We start from the raw sequence: 13,735 nt of genomic DNA, 5'->3' as shown, positions 1-13,735 counted from the left end.
GTTAAAACAAGGCTCACAATAAGCCTTACGAAGCGGAACAATACGAGTTGATTCCCCATGAGTTCGAGGGAGATTGCTATCCCTAAAGTAGGCTGGGAGGCTGAGGATAGGATAGCGCTTCATCCATGCTACAGCCCCTACGCTTGCCATACCTATGCGAGGATGCATCTGCCTGTTGCGCCAAGGTGCAACATCCAGTGCAAATATTGCAATAGGCGTTATGACTGCGTAAACGAAAGTCGACCCGGCGTAACCAGCCGGGTTATGAGGCCTGAGGAAGTCGTAGCGAAGGTTGCGGAGGTTCGGAGTTCTCTGCCTCAGCTTACCGTGGTAGCTGTGGCAGGGCCGGGGGAGCCTCTGGCCAACGAGCAGACTTTAGAGTCTCTCAGGCTTTTGCGCAGGGCGTACCCTGAGCTGATTCTCTGCCTAAGCACCAACGGGCTGCTGTTGCCCGAGCGGGTTCCCCAGATTCTCCAGCTGGGAGTAGGCCATGTCACCGTCACCGTAAACGCTGTGGAGCCCTCCGTGGGGGAAAAAATTTACTCTTGGGTTCATTACGAGGGGAAAACCTACTGGGGAAGGGAAGCATCCTCCCTGTTGCTCTCCAAGCAAGAGGAGGGCGTCAGGAAGCTGGCTGAAGAGGGTATTCTCGTCAAAGTTAACTCCGTGATGATCCCCGAAGTCAACAGCAGCCACCTTCCCCAAGTTGCTGAGCAGGTGAAGAAATGGGGGGCTTTCATGATGAATGTCATGCCTCTCATTCCAGTGGAGGGAACCGATTTTCAAGGCCTACGCAAACCCAGCTTGGTTGAGCTGAAGAGACTGCGAGACCAGTGTGAAGTTCACATCAAACAGATGCGCCACTGTCGGCAGTGCCGATCGGACGCTGTGGGCTTCCTGGGAAACAACCTAACAGTAGAGCTGGTGGAGCGTAGGGAGAAGAAGCCCTGGGAGCTTTCTCCCGCCGGAGGTATAAAGGTGGCTGTGGCGACCAAGAGCGGCAGGCTCGTGGACCAGCATTTCGGCCACGCCGACTCCTTTCTGATCTACCGAGCTTCTCTTCAGTCGACGGAGTTTTTGGAAAAGAGAAACGTAGGCCAATACTGTTTTGGAAAGTCTTTCTGCGGAGATAAGGAGGAAAGCCTCCTGCGGACGGTGGAGCTTCTCAAAGACTGTCAAGCCGTACTCTGCCTGAGGATCGGCTACGGCCCTAAGCAGTATCTGAGGGAAGCGGGAATCGAGCCTGTGGAAACCTACGACCTCGTGGAGGACGCTGTTGCAAAGGTCGCTGCCCGAAGGCTGGCGGCTTAGCTTCGGAGCCTTCAGCTTGCCGGCTGAGTTTTTGGGCGATATTCTTAAATAATCAACCAATAACAGTGTTATAGGTGAAGCGGATGGAAAGAGGGGACCCTGTTTGCCTCCGGGGCCAAGGATAGCCCTGTGCTTTTGCTTTCCCCAGCTCCGGCTACGAAGATTTCTCACCACCGCTTCATCTTCAAGCTAAGGGGTCTTTGGCTCAATCTCTTTTTTGGATGGAGACTGGAAAATCCGCAGTCCAACCTTTTGCTTTCTAAAACCCAACCAGCAGGAGGGGTGCGGGTGAATTGAATCCGGGAAAAGAAGAGCATGCAGCCTCCGCGGGTGGCTTAGGGTTTGCGATGCCGGAGGAAGCTGAGCGGTTTGCTCACGTTCTAAGGCTTTTCAGGGAGGGGAAACTCGGAGAAGACGATTTCAGACGGTTTCGGCTTCAGCATGGAATCTACAGCGAAAGGTTTCAAACAGACTTCGGCCTCCTTAGGGTTAAACTTCCAGCCGGAGTCATCACCCCCGAACAGTTGGAGCTCCTCGCCGACTTGGCGGAAGTCTTCTCCATCGGCAGCCTTCACCTGACGACGAGGCAGAACATTCAACTCCACTGGCTTCTCTTCGAAGATGTGCCTGAAATCCTGAGGAGGTTGGCTGAAGCAGGTCTGACCACTCGGGAAGCCTGCGGGAACACTGTCAGAAACGTGACCTGCTGTCCCCTGGCCGGCTGCTGCCCCCATGAGGCTTTCGACGTAACCCCCTACGCCTTAGCCACAGCCCGCTATCTGCTGAGAAACCCCATGAATCAGGATCTTCCCCGAAAGTTCAAGATCAATTTCTCCGGATGTGGGAGATGGTGCAGCCTCGCTCCCCTAAACGATGTAGGCCTTGTAGCTGAGGAGCGGGAGGACGGTGGTCGAAGGGTAAAGGGCTTCAGGGTCTACGTGGGCGGAGGCTTAGGGCCTGCCTCCTATGTGGGGGGTCTTCTTGAAGATTTCACGCCTGAAGACCGGCTTCTCGAGACAGTGGCGTCGGTGATAAGAGTTTTCGACAGGCTGGGCGACCGGGTGAAGATGCATAAAAACCGGATGAGGTATCTGGTCAAGGAAATGGGTTTCCAAAAGTTTAAGGAACTGGTTCTGAGGGAACGCCGCATCGTCCAAGTAACCCAGCCGGCGAATTTTAGACTCAGCCTCCCCCAGGCGAGTTCACCCCTCAAGGAGGTTGAAGAAAGTTTCAACCCGGCTCAGGGGGTGAAGGATGAGGCCTACCTGAGATGGTTCACCACCAACGTCACAGCCCAGAAGCAGAAAGGCTACTACGCGGTTTACCTCAGCACCCCCGCCGGCGACATGCTCGCCCAGCAGGTTAGAGCCGTTGCTGAGGTTGCTCGAAATCACTCGGAGGAGCGTTTGGTTCGGGTGACGCCTCTGCAAGGTCTGGTTTTCCGGTGGATACCCGGGAGGAATGTGCCTGAAGTCTACTGGAAGCTGAAGGAGGCAGGCTTGGCTAGCCCCGGCGCCCTCTCCGTGGCCTCTGTAGTAGGCTGCACGGGGACTGCCTCCTGCAACTTGGCCATTACCAATTCCCATCGAGTCGCCAAGGAGGTTCGGAAAAAGTTTCTTGAGCTTGGCCTTGACATGGACGGGGATCTAAAAAATTTGGCGGTGAAGCTCAGCGGCTGCCCCAACAGCTGCGGTCATCACGCCATAGGGGCGGTGGGATTGGTGGGGTCCACCCAGAGGATTGAGGGCATCCTCACCCCCGCCTATCTGATGCTGTTGGGAGGGAAGACAGGCTTGGATGCGAGGATAGGGAAGCCCTTCATGAGGGTTCCCGCCAAAAAGCTTCCGGAGGTTTTGGTGAGGCTGTTTGAGCTTTACAAGGCTGAGAAGGCGGAGGGCGAGGACTTTCACAACTGGATCGACCGGGTCCTCCGAGGGGGAGGAGCTTCGGTCATTAAAAACGCTGAGGACCTGAGAAGGGAGCTGGAGAAAGCGGCTAAACTGCCTTCGCCTCGGGAAGACCCTAAGGCTTACATGGACTGGGGCAGTGAAGAGAAGTTTGTGGCGAAAACTGCGCGGGGTGAGTGTGCCGCTTGAGCGGGAAAACCGGGTATCCCCACCCCCTGGTGGGAGCTGAATGGCTCAGCGCAAGGCTTGAGGACCCGGGGGTGAAAGTTGTGGACGCTAGGGATGCGGAAGACTTTCGCAGGGGTCATGTAAAGGGAGCTGTATCTCTGCCTCTTCAAAGAATTCTCGAAGATGAACAGCCGGAGAGGGTGGCTGCTTTGCTGGGGAAGCTGGGGGTGGAAGATGAAACACTGGTGGTAACCTACGACGACCGAGGGGGAACCCACGCTTCAAGGCTGGCATGGGCTCTGGAGCGGGCAGGCCATTTCAAGGTCGCCGTCCTCGAGGTGGAGTTCCGCTCTTGGGCTGACAGAGGCCTCCCCGTGAGTTTGAAGAAGCCTCTTGAAGAAACCAAAATGCACAGCGTCCGAGAGAACATCCACATAGTAGCCACGGGGGAAGAAATCAGGGAGAAAGCCGGGTCCCCCCACATGGTCCTTGTCGACGTGAGGAGCAGGCTTGACTATCTGGACGGTCACCTCAAGGGGGCTAAAACCATGCCTTGGAAGATGTTTGCTGGAAGGGGAAAAGTCCTCGCAGGCCGGGAGGAAATGGAAAGACTCATCGACGAGCATTTCATATCCCGGGATAAGGAGATAATAACCTACTCCAGCGACGGAGCCTCCGCGGCGCTTGTTTTCTATGCCTTCAGGCTTGCAGGCTTCCAAAAAGTTAAGCTTTACCCCGGCTCTTGGAAAGATCTAATGTCCGCTGGGCTGCAGGTGGAAAGGTTGAAGGAAGCTCACTACAGAGACTTGTTGGGGGACATCAGCCTTGAGTGAAAAACTGCTGGTGGTCATCCTCAGCAGCCGGAACGGGGAGGACAGGGTGAGGCAGGGCTTGATCCTCACCCGAGACCTGAAGAAGCTTGACTTCCTCAGAGAAATCAGGCTGCTTTTCTACGGCTCAGGCGTGGAGTGGCTGGCCCTAGACCTCTCAGGGGAAGTCAAAGACCTCCTAGAGGAGGTGAAGGGCTTAGGGGTTGAGATAGCCGCGTGCTCCGCCAACGTCAGAGAACTGGGCTTAGACTTGGATGTTCAGGAACAAGGTGTGAAGATAGTGGGCGCCCCCATCTACATCGCAGACCGGCTGAGTGAAGGATTCACAATAATGACCTTCTAAAAACAGCCTAACGAGCCGCAGCAGACCGGGCGAGTCTCATCTTATATGGCCATATATGGCGATAGGTTTTTTATGTGGCAGAAAATCCCCGGGAGGAGTATATGCTTCTGGAAGTTCCTTCCCATGGGTGGGCTATTCTCCGCTAGAGGGAACATAGTAGTACTCGCCCAACGCCTTTTGACGGCGGTCCAGCTGGGAGTTTTCCTTGTTAACCCTAGGCCTCCCGCTGGAGGGGTCTCTCCGGAAGGTTACACCTAACCCTTTCAGGAAAGAGTTCATTCCCTCCCTCAGGCCGGTGGGAGAAGACGCGTAGCCGTTTCTTCCCGGTGTTCCGGAGAAGGGTATCAGCCTGTCGGCTGTGAAGTCTTGGACGATGACGTCGTGCTCCACCACAAGGGCCGCTGCACCCCAAGTCTCCGCTGTCTTCCTGATGATTCTAGCCACCGCCAGCCTTTCCTCCACGTCGAGGAAGGCGCTGGGCTCGTCTAGGAGATACAGCGTAGCCCGTTTAGCCAAGCAAGCGGCTATGGCTACCTTCTGGGCTTCCCCTCCGCTGAGGCTTGAAAAATCCCTTTCCAGAAATTCCTCCAACCCCAGAGGGGCTAAGACCTCGGACTTGACCCTCGGGGAATCGAACTCCTCGCCGGCAGAAGACCTAAGGAACTCCTCCACGGAGCCGGGGTAGTCTGTGGAAACGTATTGAGGCTTGTAGCTGACGGAAACTTCCTCAGGGTTGGCCACGGAGCCCTCATCCGGCTTCTCCAACCCGCTTAACATTTTCATGAAGGTAGTCTTACCTATGCCGTTGGGTCCGAGGACGCCTACCACTTGGCCTTCGTGGACAGCGCCCTCTTCCACCTTCAGGCTGAAGCCTCCGTAGGATTTCTGCAGGCGGCTCCACTGGAAGAGCGGCTTCGTGGAAACCCAGCTGGGAGTCGGAGGCTTGATGTGGAAACGGATAGGCTCATCCCTGAACCTGACATTGTCGCTGGGCAGGTAGCCTTCGAGGTAGATGTTTATTCCCGCCCTAACTCCTTGGGGTGGAGAAACCACTCCGTAGACTCCCGGCTTTCCGTAGAAAAGGCACACTTGATCGGAGAGGTAGTCTAAGACAGCTAGGTCGTGCTCCGCTATTAGCACCGTCTTACCTTCGCCTAGCAAGCTTCGGATAGCCTTGGCAGCGTTAATCCTCTGCCTCACATCCAAATAGCTGGAGGGCTCGTCGAAAATGTAAACGTCTCCTTCCTTGCAGAGGGCGGCGGCTATGGCCAGCCTTTGGCATTCTCCTCCTGAAAGGACTTCCACAGGCCTGTCCAAGAGTTCCTGAAGCTCCAAGACCTCCACCGCATAGCGCATCTTACCCCGCTCATCCAGCCTCTCCAAAACTTCTTCCACTTCCCCCTTCAACAGCTGAGGTATGCGGGTTATGTACTGGGGTTTGTGAACTGTTTTTAACTCCCCCCGGCTGAGTTTGGTGAAATATTCTTGGAGGAGCGACCCCCTGAAACGCCTTATTATCCGACTCCAGTCCGGGGGCTCAGCGAATTCCCCTAGGTTAAGTTTACTCTCCCCTGAAAGAATCCGGAGGGCGGTGGATTTGCCTATTCCGTTTTTCCCCAGGAGCCCGGTTACCTTCGAGGGCGCCGGCACAGGAAGCCTGTAGAGCTTAAAGGCGTTGGCGCCGTAGCGGTGGCTGCATTCCCCCTCCAGTTCTTCCGGAAGGTTTACGATGCTTAGGGCTGAGAAGGGGCATTTTTTGATGCAAATGCCGCAGCCTGTGCATAGAGGCTCCACGATGGTCGGCTTTTCTTCTCCCTCTTCAAACCTCACAGCGTAGACCTTATTCCTAACCATAGGGCAGAAACGGTAGCATGCCCTTCCGCAGTCTTTAGGACGGCAGACGTCTCTGTCGATGACTGCAACCCTCATCCCAAGCGCCTGCTTCGCAGCCGTTAATACTATTCCTCAGCTGAAATTAAACCGACGCTGTGCCAAAAATACGTTTTCCCGTTCCCGCAGCGTTTCCGGATTCCGGATTCGAGGGAAAATCTTGATAAGCTGGAAGGGAGACTAAAGTTAAATGTAGGCAGCATGCTCACCTCAGGGAATCTGGACTTCATCCTACAAGTCGGCGGAATCCGGGGGCTAGAATGGTTCATCATCTTAATCGCCATTCTCTTCCTTCTCTTCGGCACCAACAAGCTTCCGGAACTAGCCCGAGCCCTCGGCAGGGCCACAGGGGAATTTGAAAAAGCTAGAATGGAAATGGAGAGGGAGCTACAAAAGGCAGTGTACCCTGAAGCCCCCACCCCGAATCCCCCCGTTGCCACTGCCAAAAAACCTGAAACAGTAAGGAAGACTCCTCCTCTGAGCAGGCCTAAAGAAAGAATCGTGTACGGAAAAAATTTGAAAGTTGAAAAAAGAGAACAGGCGCCCTCCACTCCTCTACCGGTTACCCCTCCGAGTCTAAAGGTAGGCCGAGATAAGCTCGTTAAGATAGCTGAGGAGCTGGGGATATCCACGGAGGGTAAAACTGCGGAAGAGCTTAGAAGAGAGATAACCCGAGCCTTAACCTGAAGGCAGTCGAAACGTTTAACTCTCGTTTAATCGGTTAATTAAAAGGGGGCGAAACAGTTTGCCGTGTGGAAGTAAAAAGAAAACGGGGAAAAAGGCGAAGAAGTAGGCTGTAAGTCAGGATTTAATGTTGTTCTCGGAAAAATCTTAAATGGTAAATCCCTCCAATTAGGATCAGGGCCCGTAGCTCAGCTAGGTTATGGTATGCCTCAAAGGGAGACATACCCACTAAAAGAGCGACAGGCTCATAACCTGTAGGGAGGTAGGAACGGCCAAGCCCTGCCTCCTCGGGGAATGGTCTCCGGTTCAAATCCGGACGGGCCCACCAACCCCATGGAAAGGTTCATCCACCTAAATGGCGGAAGTTCTCTCGCAGGGTTGAGGAGATCATGCCGTTGGAGATGCGGTGCAGGATAGTAACTTGGGATGAAATATACCGATGGTGCAAAAATCTCGTGGCCAAGATAGAGAAATCCGGCTACAGGCCTGATACGCTCATAGCCCTCGCCCGCAGCGGCTTTGTGCCGGGAAGGATCATCTCCGACCTCTTAGGCATAACCAACCTCTTGGGGCTTAAGGTTGAACATTGGCTGGACACCACAGGGCAGCATAGGGATGAGGCAACCATCCCCTACAAGGTTCCTTTTAAACTCAGAGGGCGGAAGGTCTTGGTGGTGGACGACATCGTGGACACCGGTAAAAGCATGAAGGTCTCCGTCGAGTACATTAAACGCTTCAACCCCGAGGAGCTTAAGGTAGCCGTCCTGCAGTACATCACTAGCTCCGAGTTTATTCCCGATTATTATGCCGTCAAGGTGAGAGGGTGGGCGTGGTTCGTTTACCCGTGGAACCTCACCGAGGACCTCTGCAACCTCATGGAAAGAGCCATTAAAACCGACCCTAACATCTGCAAAAACTTCAGGGAAGCCAGCAGAAAATTCAAAGAGAAATACGGCTTGGATGTGGAGCCTAAAACGATAAAAGAAGTCATAACAACCCTCGAAAAAAGGGGAAGAATATAAAGAAGAGACAGAAACCAGCTTCTTCTTCGAAGTAAAGATGCAGCCTACCATTTAACGGTAAAATCTCCATCAGAAAACGCTTTTTCTTCGATATCCTCCAAGTTCCTAAAATTTAAATACCCGCGATTTGCCTATAAAATCTTGCTGAATGAAAAGAGGATTTGTTCTATATGTCCAAAGAAGAGATATTTAATAAACTAAAGCGGGCTATCGAAGAGATGGACGTGTCTGCGGCTGTCGAGGGAGCTAAAGAAGCCCTTAAAGCCGGCATTGACCCCTATGAAGCTATCACCCAAGGCCTCGCGAAAGGAATGGAGACCATTTCAGACCGTTTCGACAAAGGGGAACTATACCTTCCCCAAATAGTGCTGGCAGCCGATGCCATGAGCGAAGCCACAAAAATACTGGAGGAAAAAATGACCACCGCTCAGGCGGAGAAAGCCAAACTGGGGAAAGTTGTCATAGGCACACCGGAGGGGGACATCCATGAAATCGGCAAAAACCTCGTGGCCACCATGCTGCGAGGGGCAGGTTTTGAGGTTGTAGACATAGGCCGAGATGTCCCCATCGCAGAGTTTCTGAAGAAGGTTAAGGAGATCGACGCCGACATCGTCGCCGCCTCAACCTTGATGACCACCACCAGGCCGGCTCAAAAAGAAATAGTGGACGCTCTGAAGGAGGCAGGGTTAAGAGACAGGGTTAAAACTCTCCACGGAGGGGCGCCGGTTTCAAGGGAGTATGTGGAGCAGATTGCCGGCGACGGCTACGCGGCGGATGCAGCGGAAGCGGTTAAGGTAGCCAAAAACCTAGTTGGTAGATGATGCAACTCTTTTACCAAACCCGCATGCCCGACTGAGCATGAGGGTGTGCTAAAGGGTAAAAGAGACAGTTAAAAATCAAAGGGAAAGGAGGTGAGAAATTGAAAAAAGTTGTGGAAAGACCGGTAGACGTGTTTGAAGCTTTCAACAGAGCTAAGACAGGGCCTAAGGTTTCCGAAAAAGAATGGGACTTTAAAATTATCCCTCAAAGCGCGTCGGCGCTCAAGAAGAAATACGGGATAAAGTTCAATGAAAAGGAAGTCATACCCACCGACAAGGACACCATCAACAGCCTGTTCCTAGCCGGCATGGAGATGCTGGTTCAGAACGGCGTCTACTGCATCAACACCGGTCGGGTTATAAAAGTCACCGAGGAAGAGGTCAAGGAGGCCATCAAGAAAGCCCCTGATAAGCTGGTCATCGGCGAAGGAAGGGACGCCGTGGACATGGTTCCCAGGTCTCCTCAAGACTCCCGATGGCCTATCGTCCAAGGCGGACCTACAGGCGCTCCGGTTTCGGAGGAAATTTTCCTTCCCATGATGCAAAGCTACGCTCAGGAAGCCATTGTCGACTGTATTGTCAGCGGAGTGATGAACACCGTGGAAGGAAACGAGCCCTTCCCCAACTCGCCTTGGGAAATCAAAGGGACAAGAATGGAGGTCGCTTTAGTCAGGCAAGCCTGCCATAAGGTGGGCAGGCCTGGCATGGGCTTATAGGGACCAGAGACGCCCCTAAGCCCTGCGGGGCGAATTGCCGCCGACTTCGAAGGCGGCATGAGGGCGTCTGACCCCCATGAAATGTCCCTGCTCAACGAGTTGAAGGTGGACCTAGGAGGGCTTCAGATGATAGCAGGGTGGATCATGAACGGCGACATCATCATGATCGAGCAGATGCCCACTTTCGGCGGCTACGCCGGCGGCTTGGAGGAAACCACCATCGTGGACGTGTCCTCCCACCTCATCGCCTTCACCATCTGCAACGCCGACTTCCACCTAGACGGGCCTGTTCATGTCAGGTGGGGGATCACCACCGCCCGGGAGCCCTTGACGGTGGCTGGGCACTGCAACATGGCCATCGACGCCAACACGCACCTGTTGACTTCCAACCAGTACTATCCTCTAGCCCAGCCTTGCACGGAGATGTGTCTCCTGGAAACGGCTGCGCAGGCCATCACGGACACAGGCAGCGGCCGGGAGCTGATGTCTGGGTCCGCTGCGGCTAAGGGTGTGGCCTTGGATTACACCACAGGTATGGAGGCGAGGATTATGGGTGAAGCTGCCAAGGCTGTGGCTGGGATGAAGGTGGAGACTGTGAACGAGATCTTGGACAAGCTGATATCCCTTTACGAGGGAAACTACAGGAACCCGCCTCAGGGTAAGACATTCCAGCAATGCTACGACGTGGTTAAAGTGACTCCTACACCGGAGTACGTGGAGGTCTACGGGAAGGCTGTGGAGACCTTGGAAGGACTAGGGTTGAAGTTCACCTTCTAAACACCTCTCTCTTTTATTTCCGCCCAGTCTCCCCTACTACCCTCTGTATTTTTCTCTTTCATATTTCCTTAAGCTGAAAAGCAAGGGTAAGGTAATAATCTTAGAGGGGTTGCTGGTTTTTCAGACACCGATAGCTTAGGGTTTAGGTTTGAGAAGCTCCACCGCCATAGTCGCCACTCCCAGCATGAGAGGTTCGTGGATAAGATTCCTCTCAGGAAGCTTCCGCCTTGCCTCCGCTGTGAGTCCCAAAGGAATCCCCGGGGCGGCTATCACGGTGTCTTCGTCCACCATGGCCTCCGTCACCAAGTTGGCGGCTGGAGCTGCCAAGATGACTCCCCTAGCTTTGCTGAAACATTCTTCCACAGAGCTGCATACCTGAATGTTTCTCCCCGGGTTCGTGTTTTTCACATGCTCAGCTTTGGCGCGGTTTGAATCGTAGATATAAACCGGAAACCCTCTTCCAGCTAGATAAGCGACGGCGGCGGAGCCCACCTTTCCCACTCCGATGACTGCTGCGCACTTACTTTTCTCCTTTAGCTTTAATTCCAAAACCGCCGCATAGCCTCGGCCGGTGGCAGGGGCGTTGTCCACTACCTTAAAATTTCGAAGGTTCATGCCTGCGAAAACATGGTCGTCGGCGGCGAAGAGGAGCTGACATTTTTTCTCCAAAGCCTCGATGAACCCCCGAACGTCCGAATTCCGGGTTGGCTCAGCCTGCAATCCCAAATGGCGGAGAGTGGATGCCACAGCCTCAGCGAAGCCGGGAATGATGCCTTCCCCGGAAGTTATGGGTACAACGGCGGCCCGACAGCGTTTCAACGCCCTCTCTACGGCTGCACCGCAGTCGGCTGCGCGGAGGGCTGCTTCCAGAAGGCTGACGCCGATTTTAGCTTTTAACTCCTCATCAAATCGGGGAACCGTCTCGGGGATGGGCTTTAAAATCTCAGGAGTCAATCTCGTCATAGAACTTCTGCCTCAAACCTTCTGGTGAGGGGTCAGAGAAGCCGGTGAGCCCATAACGGTGTCGAAGGGAGTTCACGGATTTTTCCATTTTCTTTTTCGCGTCTCGGAGGCGACGGCTCACGGTTATCAATGTTGCTACACATCCTTCAGCCTCCCCCTCAGGGTTGAGGTTGGTGACGGCTTCATCCGCTCCCATGAAGTTTTTCTCAAACCTCAAGCCTTCAGCGTCCGAGAGGCTGTGCTCTCCTGTCACTGTCAGTTGCTTTCCTTCAATTTTCACATGCTGGTAGATGACAGCCTTCTGGTCGGGTATTTTCACAGGGCGCAGATTGCCTTGGGTGAAAAGTGAGCAGAGCAATTCAACCATGTTTACGCCGGTTGAATGGTATACCACCGTAGGTGTTTGACTTGGCAGCCTAGCGTTCATCTCTATGACCCTGATCCCCTGTGGGCCTAGGATTAATTGAACATCAGTTAAACCCGATAGGTTCAGCCCTTCAGCCATCCTCCTTCCCATTTCGAATATCTCTTCCTCCAGAAAGCTATCAAGCCGGCATGGAGCCACAACCCGTTTGCAGCCGAAGGTTCGGTCGAATTCTAGGCCTGTGACCTGAAGAGGCTGCCCTTCGCCGTTCCAGGATAAAACCTCCAAGGACAAGGATGGGCCTTCCACGTATTCTTGGATCAGGTATTCACGGTCTGTCTTCAACACAGCATCCACAGCTTGGCTCAGCTCCTCTATCCTTTCCACCTTGTATATGCTGGTGCTTCCGCTCGCATGAGCGGGCTTGACTATCACGGGCAGCCGGCATCGAGGCCAGATTTCTGGAGTTGGAAGGCCCATTTTCCTGAAGAAGCTCTGAGACTGGATTTTATTGGAGGTGACGGCGAAGGCGCTGTTATCCTGCAGGTAGGGAACCCCTGCCTGGCAGCAAGTTTCTTCCAGAACCCGTAAGGCTTCTTCGTCCTCTAGAGCTGGTAAGACTGCGTCGCTTTCCTCTACTGCTTTCTTCAACCTGCCTTTATCCTTCGCCACGTCCAGTCTCTTGAAGTTGTCAACGAGCGTTGAGGCAGGTGGCTTGGCTCTCCGGTCTACGAGCACTGTTTTGTATCCGGCTTTTCTGGCAAGGTAGGCAGCCTCAATTCCCTGAAGCCGTCCGCCTGCGATGCATAAGGTTTTGACGGGCATGGAAGCCTATTTCCCCGGGAGGCGAGCTTTCTCTTCTTCAATCCATTTCCTGTAACTCTTCAGGGAAGCTACCTCCAATCCCAGCTTTTGGAGGTAGGGTTTTACGCCAGAAAGCGTTCGCAGGCTGCTTTCCACATCCAACTCCGCCTGGGCTACTCCCCGGAGGTGAAACCTTGGAGGTATCAGGGAGGTCACCACGTTGGCCCCAGCCATCAGGCGTAGGCCTAGGCCTTTAAGACCGTCGATGTCGTAGGAAGCTGGGATCAGCCTATCTGGGTGGACAAGGCGCATCAAAGATATGGCCTTCATTTCTTCGAGAATCGGCGGCGAGGGGCGGCTTTCCATAGGAGTTCCTCTCTGAGGTATGAAGCCCATGGCTCTAACCTGGTGGGCTTTCATCTTTTTCATCTGGTAGACGGAATCGACCACGTCTTCCCTGCTTTCGCCTACACCGATGAGAATTCCCTCCTCAATAAGCATTCCCTCTTCTCTGGCGTAGGTCTTGGCTTTCATCCTTTCATCATAGTCTTGGCGGCAGCGGAGCTTGGAGAAAAGAAGGCGGTTGTGGGTTTCCTGGTAGAGGGCATACCAGTCCAAACCTTTTCTTCCCAACTCCCTGAGAACGGTTTTCGGTAAAACCCCCGGTGAAACCATGAGAGGCATGTCCAATTCCTTCTTCAGCCTCTCCACGTAGCTCAACAGTCTGCGGTACCCTTTCTCCGAATGGATTTGAGGGTCTTCCCCCGAGGTTAAGTCGATGAGGTGCACTCCCGACTTCTTCAACATCTCCGCTATCTCCATTATTTCGTCTGCTTTTTTCCTATAGCGGGGAGCACACCGGTTTGCACGCCGGTAAAGGCAGAAGGAGCAATTGTTCCGGCAGTAGGTGGAAAAATAGACGAAGCCGTAGGCGAAAACCTTGTCGCCGAACTGTCGTTTTCTTATCTCATGGGCGGTGTTGAACAGGGCGAACAAGTCGTCTATGCCTTCGGCTTTCATCAAGCGTAGGGCGTCCTTCTCCTCTAAGTTTCCCTCAGCGGCTTTTGCCAGAATTTCCTGAACCTCGCGGGAAGCCTCGCCCTTCAAGGCGGTGCTCGTCAGGGGCATCAATTCCACA

The 13,735-nt window shown here is 53.9% G+C and carries 11 protein-coding genes, 1 tRNA gene and 1 pseudogene; 9 read left to right on the top strand and 4 right to left on the bottom strand.

Going from position 1 to position 13,735, the window contains the following annotated elements; genetic code table 11:
• Positions 1-57 precede the first annotated feature (57 nt).
• From nifB to BWM17_RS08670, 4 genes are all read left to right on the top strand, one after another.
• Positions 58-1,311, top strand: coding sequence for a nitrogenase cofactor biosynthesis protein NifB (gene nifB, locus BWM17_RS08685; RefSeq protein ID WP_309493530.1), 1,254 nt, complete (start codon positions 58-60; stop codon positions 1,309-1,311).
• Between the two features lie 293 nt (positions 1,312-1,604).
• On the top strand, positions 1,605-3,407 hold the full coding sequence (locus BWM17_RS08680) for a nitrite/sulfite reductase (protein WP_309493529.1): 1,803 nt from the start codon (positions 1,605-1,607) through the stop codon (positions 3,405-3,407).
• The gene (locus tag BWM17_RS08675; protein ID WP_309493528.1) at positions 3,404-4,219 is read left to right on the top strand and encodes a sulfurtransferase; all 816 of its coding nucleotides are present in this window, start codon (positions 3,404-3,406) and stop codon (positions 4,217-4,219) included. Before BWM17_RS08680 ends, BWM17_RS08675 begins: the two co-directional genes overlap by 4 nt.
• Entirely contained in the window at positions 4,212-4,559 is a 348-nt protein-coding gene (locus BWM17_RS08670) for a DsrE family protein (RefSeq protein WP_309493527.1), read from the top strand. Before BWM17_RS08675 ends, BWM17_RS08670 begins: the two co-directional genes overlap by 8 nt.
• Positions 4,560-4,691: 132 nt before the next feature.
• Here BWM17_RS08670 and BWM17_RS08665 read toward each other — a convergent pair whose 3' ends face one another.
• Positions 4,692-6,488: a ribosome biogenesis/translation initiation ATPase RLI gene (locus BWM17_RS08665; protein WP_309493526.1), complete on the bottom strand. Its 1,797-nt coding sequence runs from the start codon at positions 6,486-6,488 to the stop codon at positions 4,692-4,694.
• 162 nt (positions 6,489-6,650) lie between these two features.
• Between BWM17_RS08665 and BWM17_RS08660 the strand changes: the two genes are divergently transcribed.
• The 5 genes and pseudogenes from BWM17_RS08660 to BWM17_RS08640 all read left to right on the top strand — a co-directional run bounded on the left by BWM17_RS08660 (position 6,651) and on the right by BWM17_RS08640 (position 10,466).
• Positions 6,651-7,136 (top strand): twin-arginine translocase TatA/TatE family subunit, encoded by a 486-nt coding sequence (locus tag BWM17_RS08660; RefSeq protein ID WP_309493525.1) that lies wholly within the window; start codon positions 6,651-6,653, stop codon positions 7,134-7,136.
• 174 nt (positions 7,137-7,310) lie between these two features.
• A tRNA-Ile gene (locus tag BWM17_RS08655) sits at positions 7,311-7,461 on the top strand.
• 61 nt (positions 7,462-7,522) lie between these two features.
• Positions 7,523-8,155, top strand: a complete 633-nt coding sequence (locus BWM17_RS08650; RefSeq protein ID WP_309493524.1) for a phosphoribosyltransferase — start codon at positions 7,523-7,525, stop codon at positions 8,153-8,155.
• Between the two features lie 170 nt (positions 8,156-8,325).
• On the top strand, positions 8,326-8,976 hold the full coding sequence (locus tag BWM17_RS08645; RefSeq protein WP_309493523.1) for a corrinoid protein: 651 nt from the start codon (positions 8,326-8,328) through the stop codon (positions 8,974-8,976).
• A 110-nt stretch (positions 8,977-9,086) separates the two neighbouring features.
• Positions 9,087-10,466, top strand: a pseudogene (locus BWM17_RS08640) (monomethylamine:corrinoid methyltransferase).
• A gap of 135 nt (positions 10,467-10,601) precedes the next feature.
• Here BWM17_RS08640 and pylD read toward each other — a convergent pair.
• From pylD to pylB, 3 genes are read right to left on the bottom strand one after another with little or no spacing between them, the layout of a single operon-like run.
• Positions 10,602-11,429, bottom strand: coding sequence for a 3-methylornithyl-N6-L-lysine dehydrogenase PylD (gene pylD / locus BWM17_RS08635; protein ID WP_309493522.1), 828 nt, complete (start codon positions 11,427-11,429; stop codon positions 10,602-10,604).
• Positions 11,410-12,618 (bottom strand): 3-methylornithine--L-lysine ligase PylC, encoded by a 1,209-nt coding sequence (gene pylC / locus BWM17_RS08630; RefSeq protein WP_309493521.1) that lies wholly within the window; start codon positions 12,616-12,618, stop codon positions 11,410-11,412. The genes pylD and pylC overlap by 20 nt, the downstream gene beginning before the upstream one ends.
• 6 nt (positions 12,619-12,624) lie before the next feature.
• Positions 12,625-13,725 carry a methylornithine synthase PylB gene (gene pylB, locus BWM17_RS08625; protein WP_309493520.1) on the bottom strand — a complete coding sequence of 367 codons (1,101 nt, stop codon included), beginning with the start codon at positions 13,723-13,725 and terminating at the stop codon, positions 12,625-12,627.
• Positions 13,726-13,735 lie beyond the last annotated feature (10 nt).

The organism is Candidatus Hecatella orcuttiae (assembly GCF_002009985.1).
GTDB lineage: Archaea > Thermoproteota > Bathyarchaeia > Hecatellales > Hecatellaceae > Hecatella > Hecatella orcuttiae.
This window is presented reverse-complemented; position numbering and strand designations above follow the sequence as displayed.

Excerpts from the sequence above, each read along its gene's own strand:
- BWM17_RS08665 (WP_309493526.1), bottom strand. The coding sequence starts at position 6,488 with ATGAGGGTTGCAGTCATCGACAGAGACGTCTGCCGTCCTAAAGACTGC.
- pylC (WP_309493521.1), bottom strand. The coding sequence starts at position 12,618 with ATGCCCGTCAAAACCTTATGCATCGCAGGCGGACGGCTTCAGGGAATT.
- nifB (WP_309493530.1), top strand. The coding sequence starts at position 58 with ATGAGTTCGAGGGAGATTGCTATCCCTAAAGTAGGCTGGGAGGCTGAG.
- BWM17_RS08660 (WP_309493525.1), top strand. The coding sequence starts at position 6,651 with ATGCTCACCTCAGGGAATCTGGACTTCATCCTACAAGTCGGCGGAATC.
- pylD (WP_309493522.1), bottom strand. The coding sequence starts at position 11,429 with ATGACGAGATTGACTCCTGAGATTTTAAAGCCCATCCCCGAGACGGTT.
- BWM17_RS08650 (WP_309493524.1), top strand. The coding sequence starts at position 7,523 with ATGCCGTTGGAGATGCGGTGCAGGATAGTAACTTGGGATGAAATATAC.
- BWM17_RS08645 (WP_309493523.1), top strand. The coding sequence starts at position 8,326 with ATGTCCAAAGAAGAGATATTTAATAAACTAAAGCGGGCTATCGAAGAG.
- pylB (WP_309493520.1), bottom strand. The coding sequence starts at position 13,725 with ATGCCCCTGACGAGCACCGCCTTGAAGGGCGAGGCTTCCCGCGAGGTT.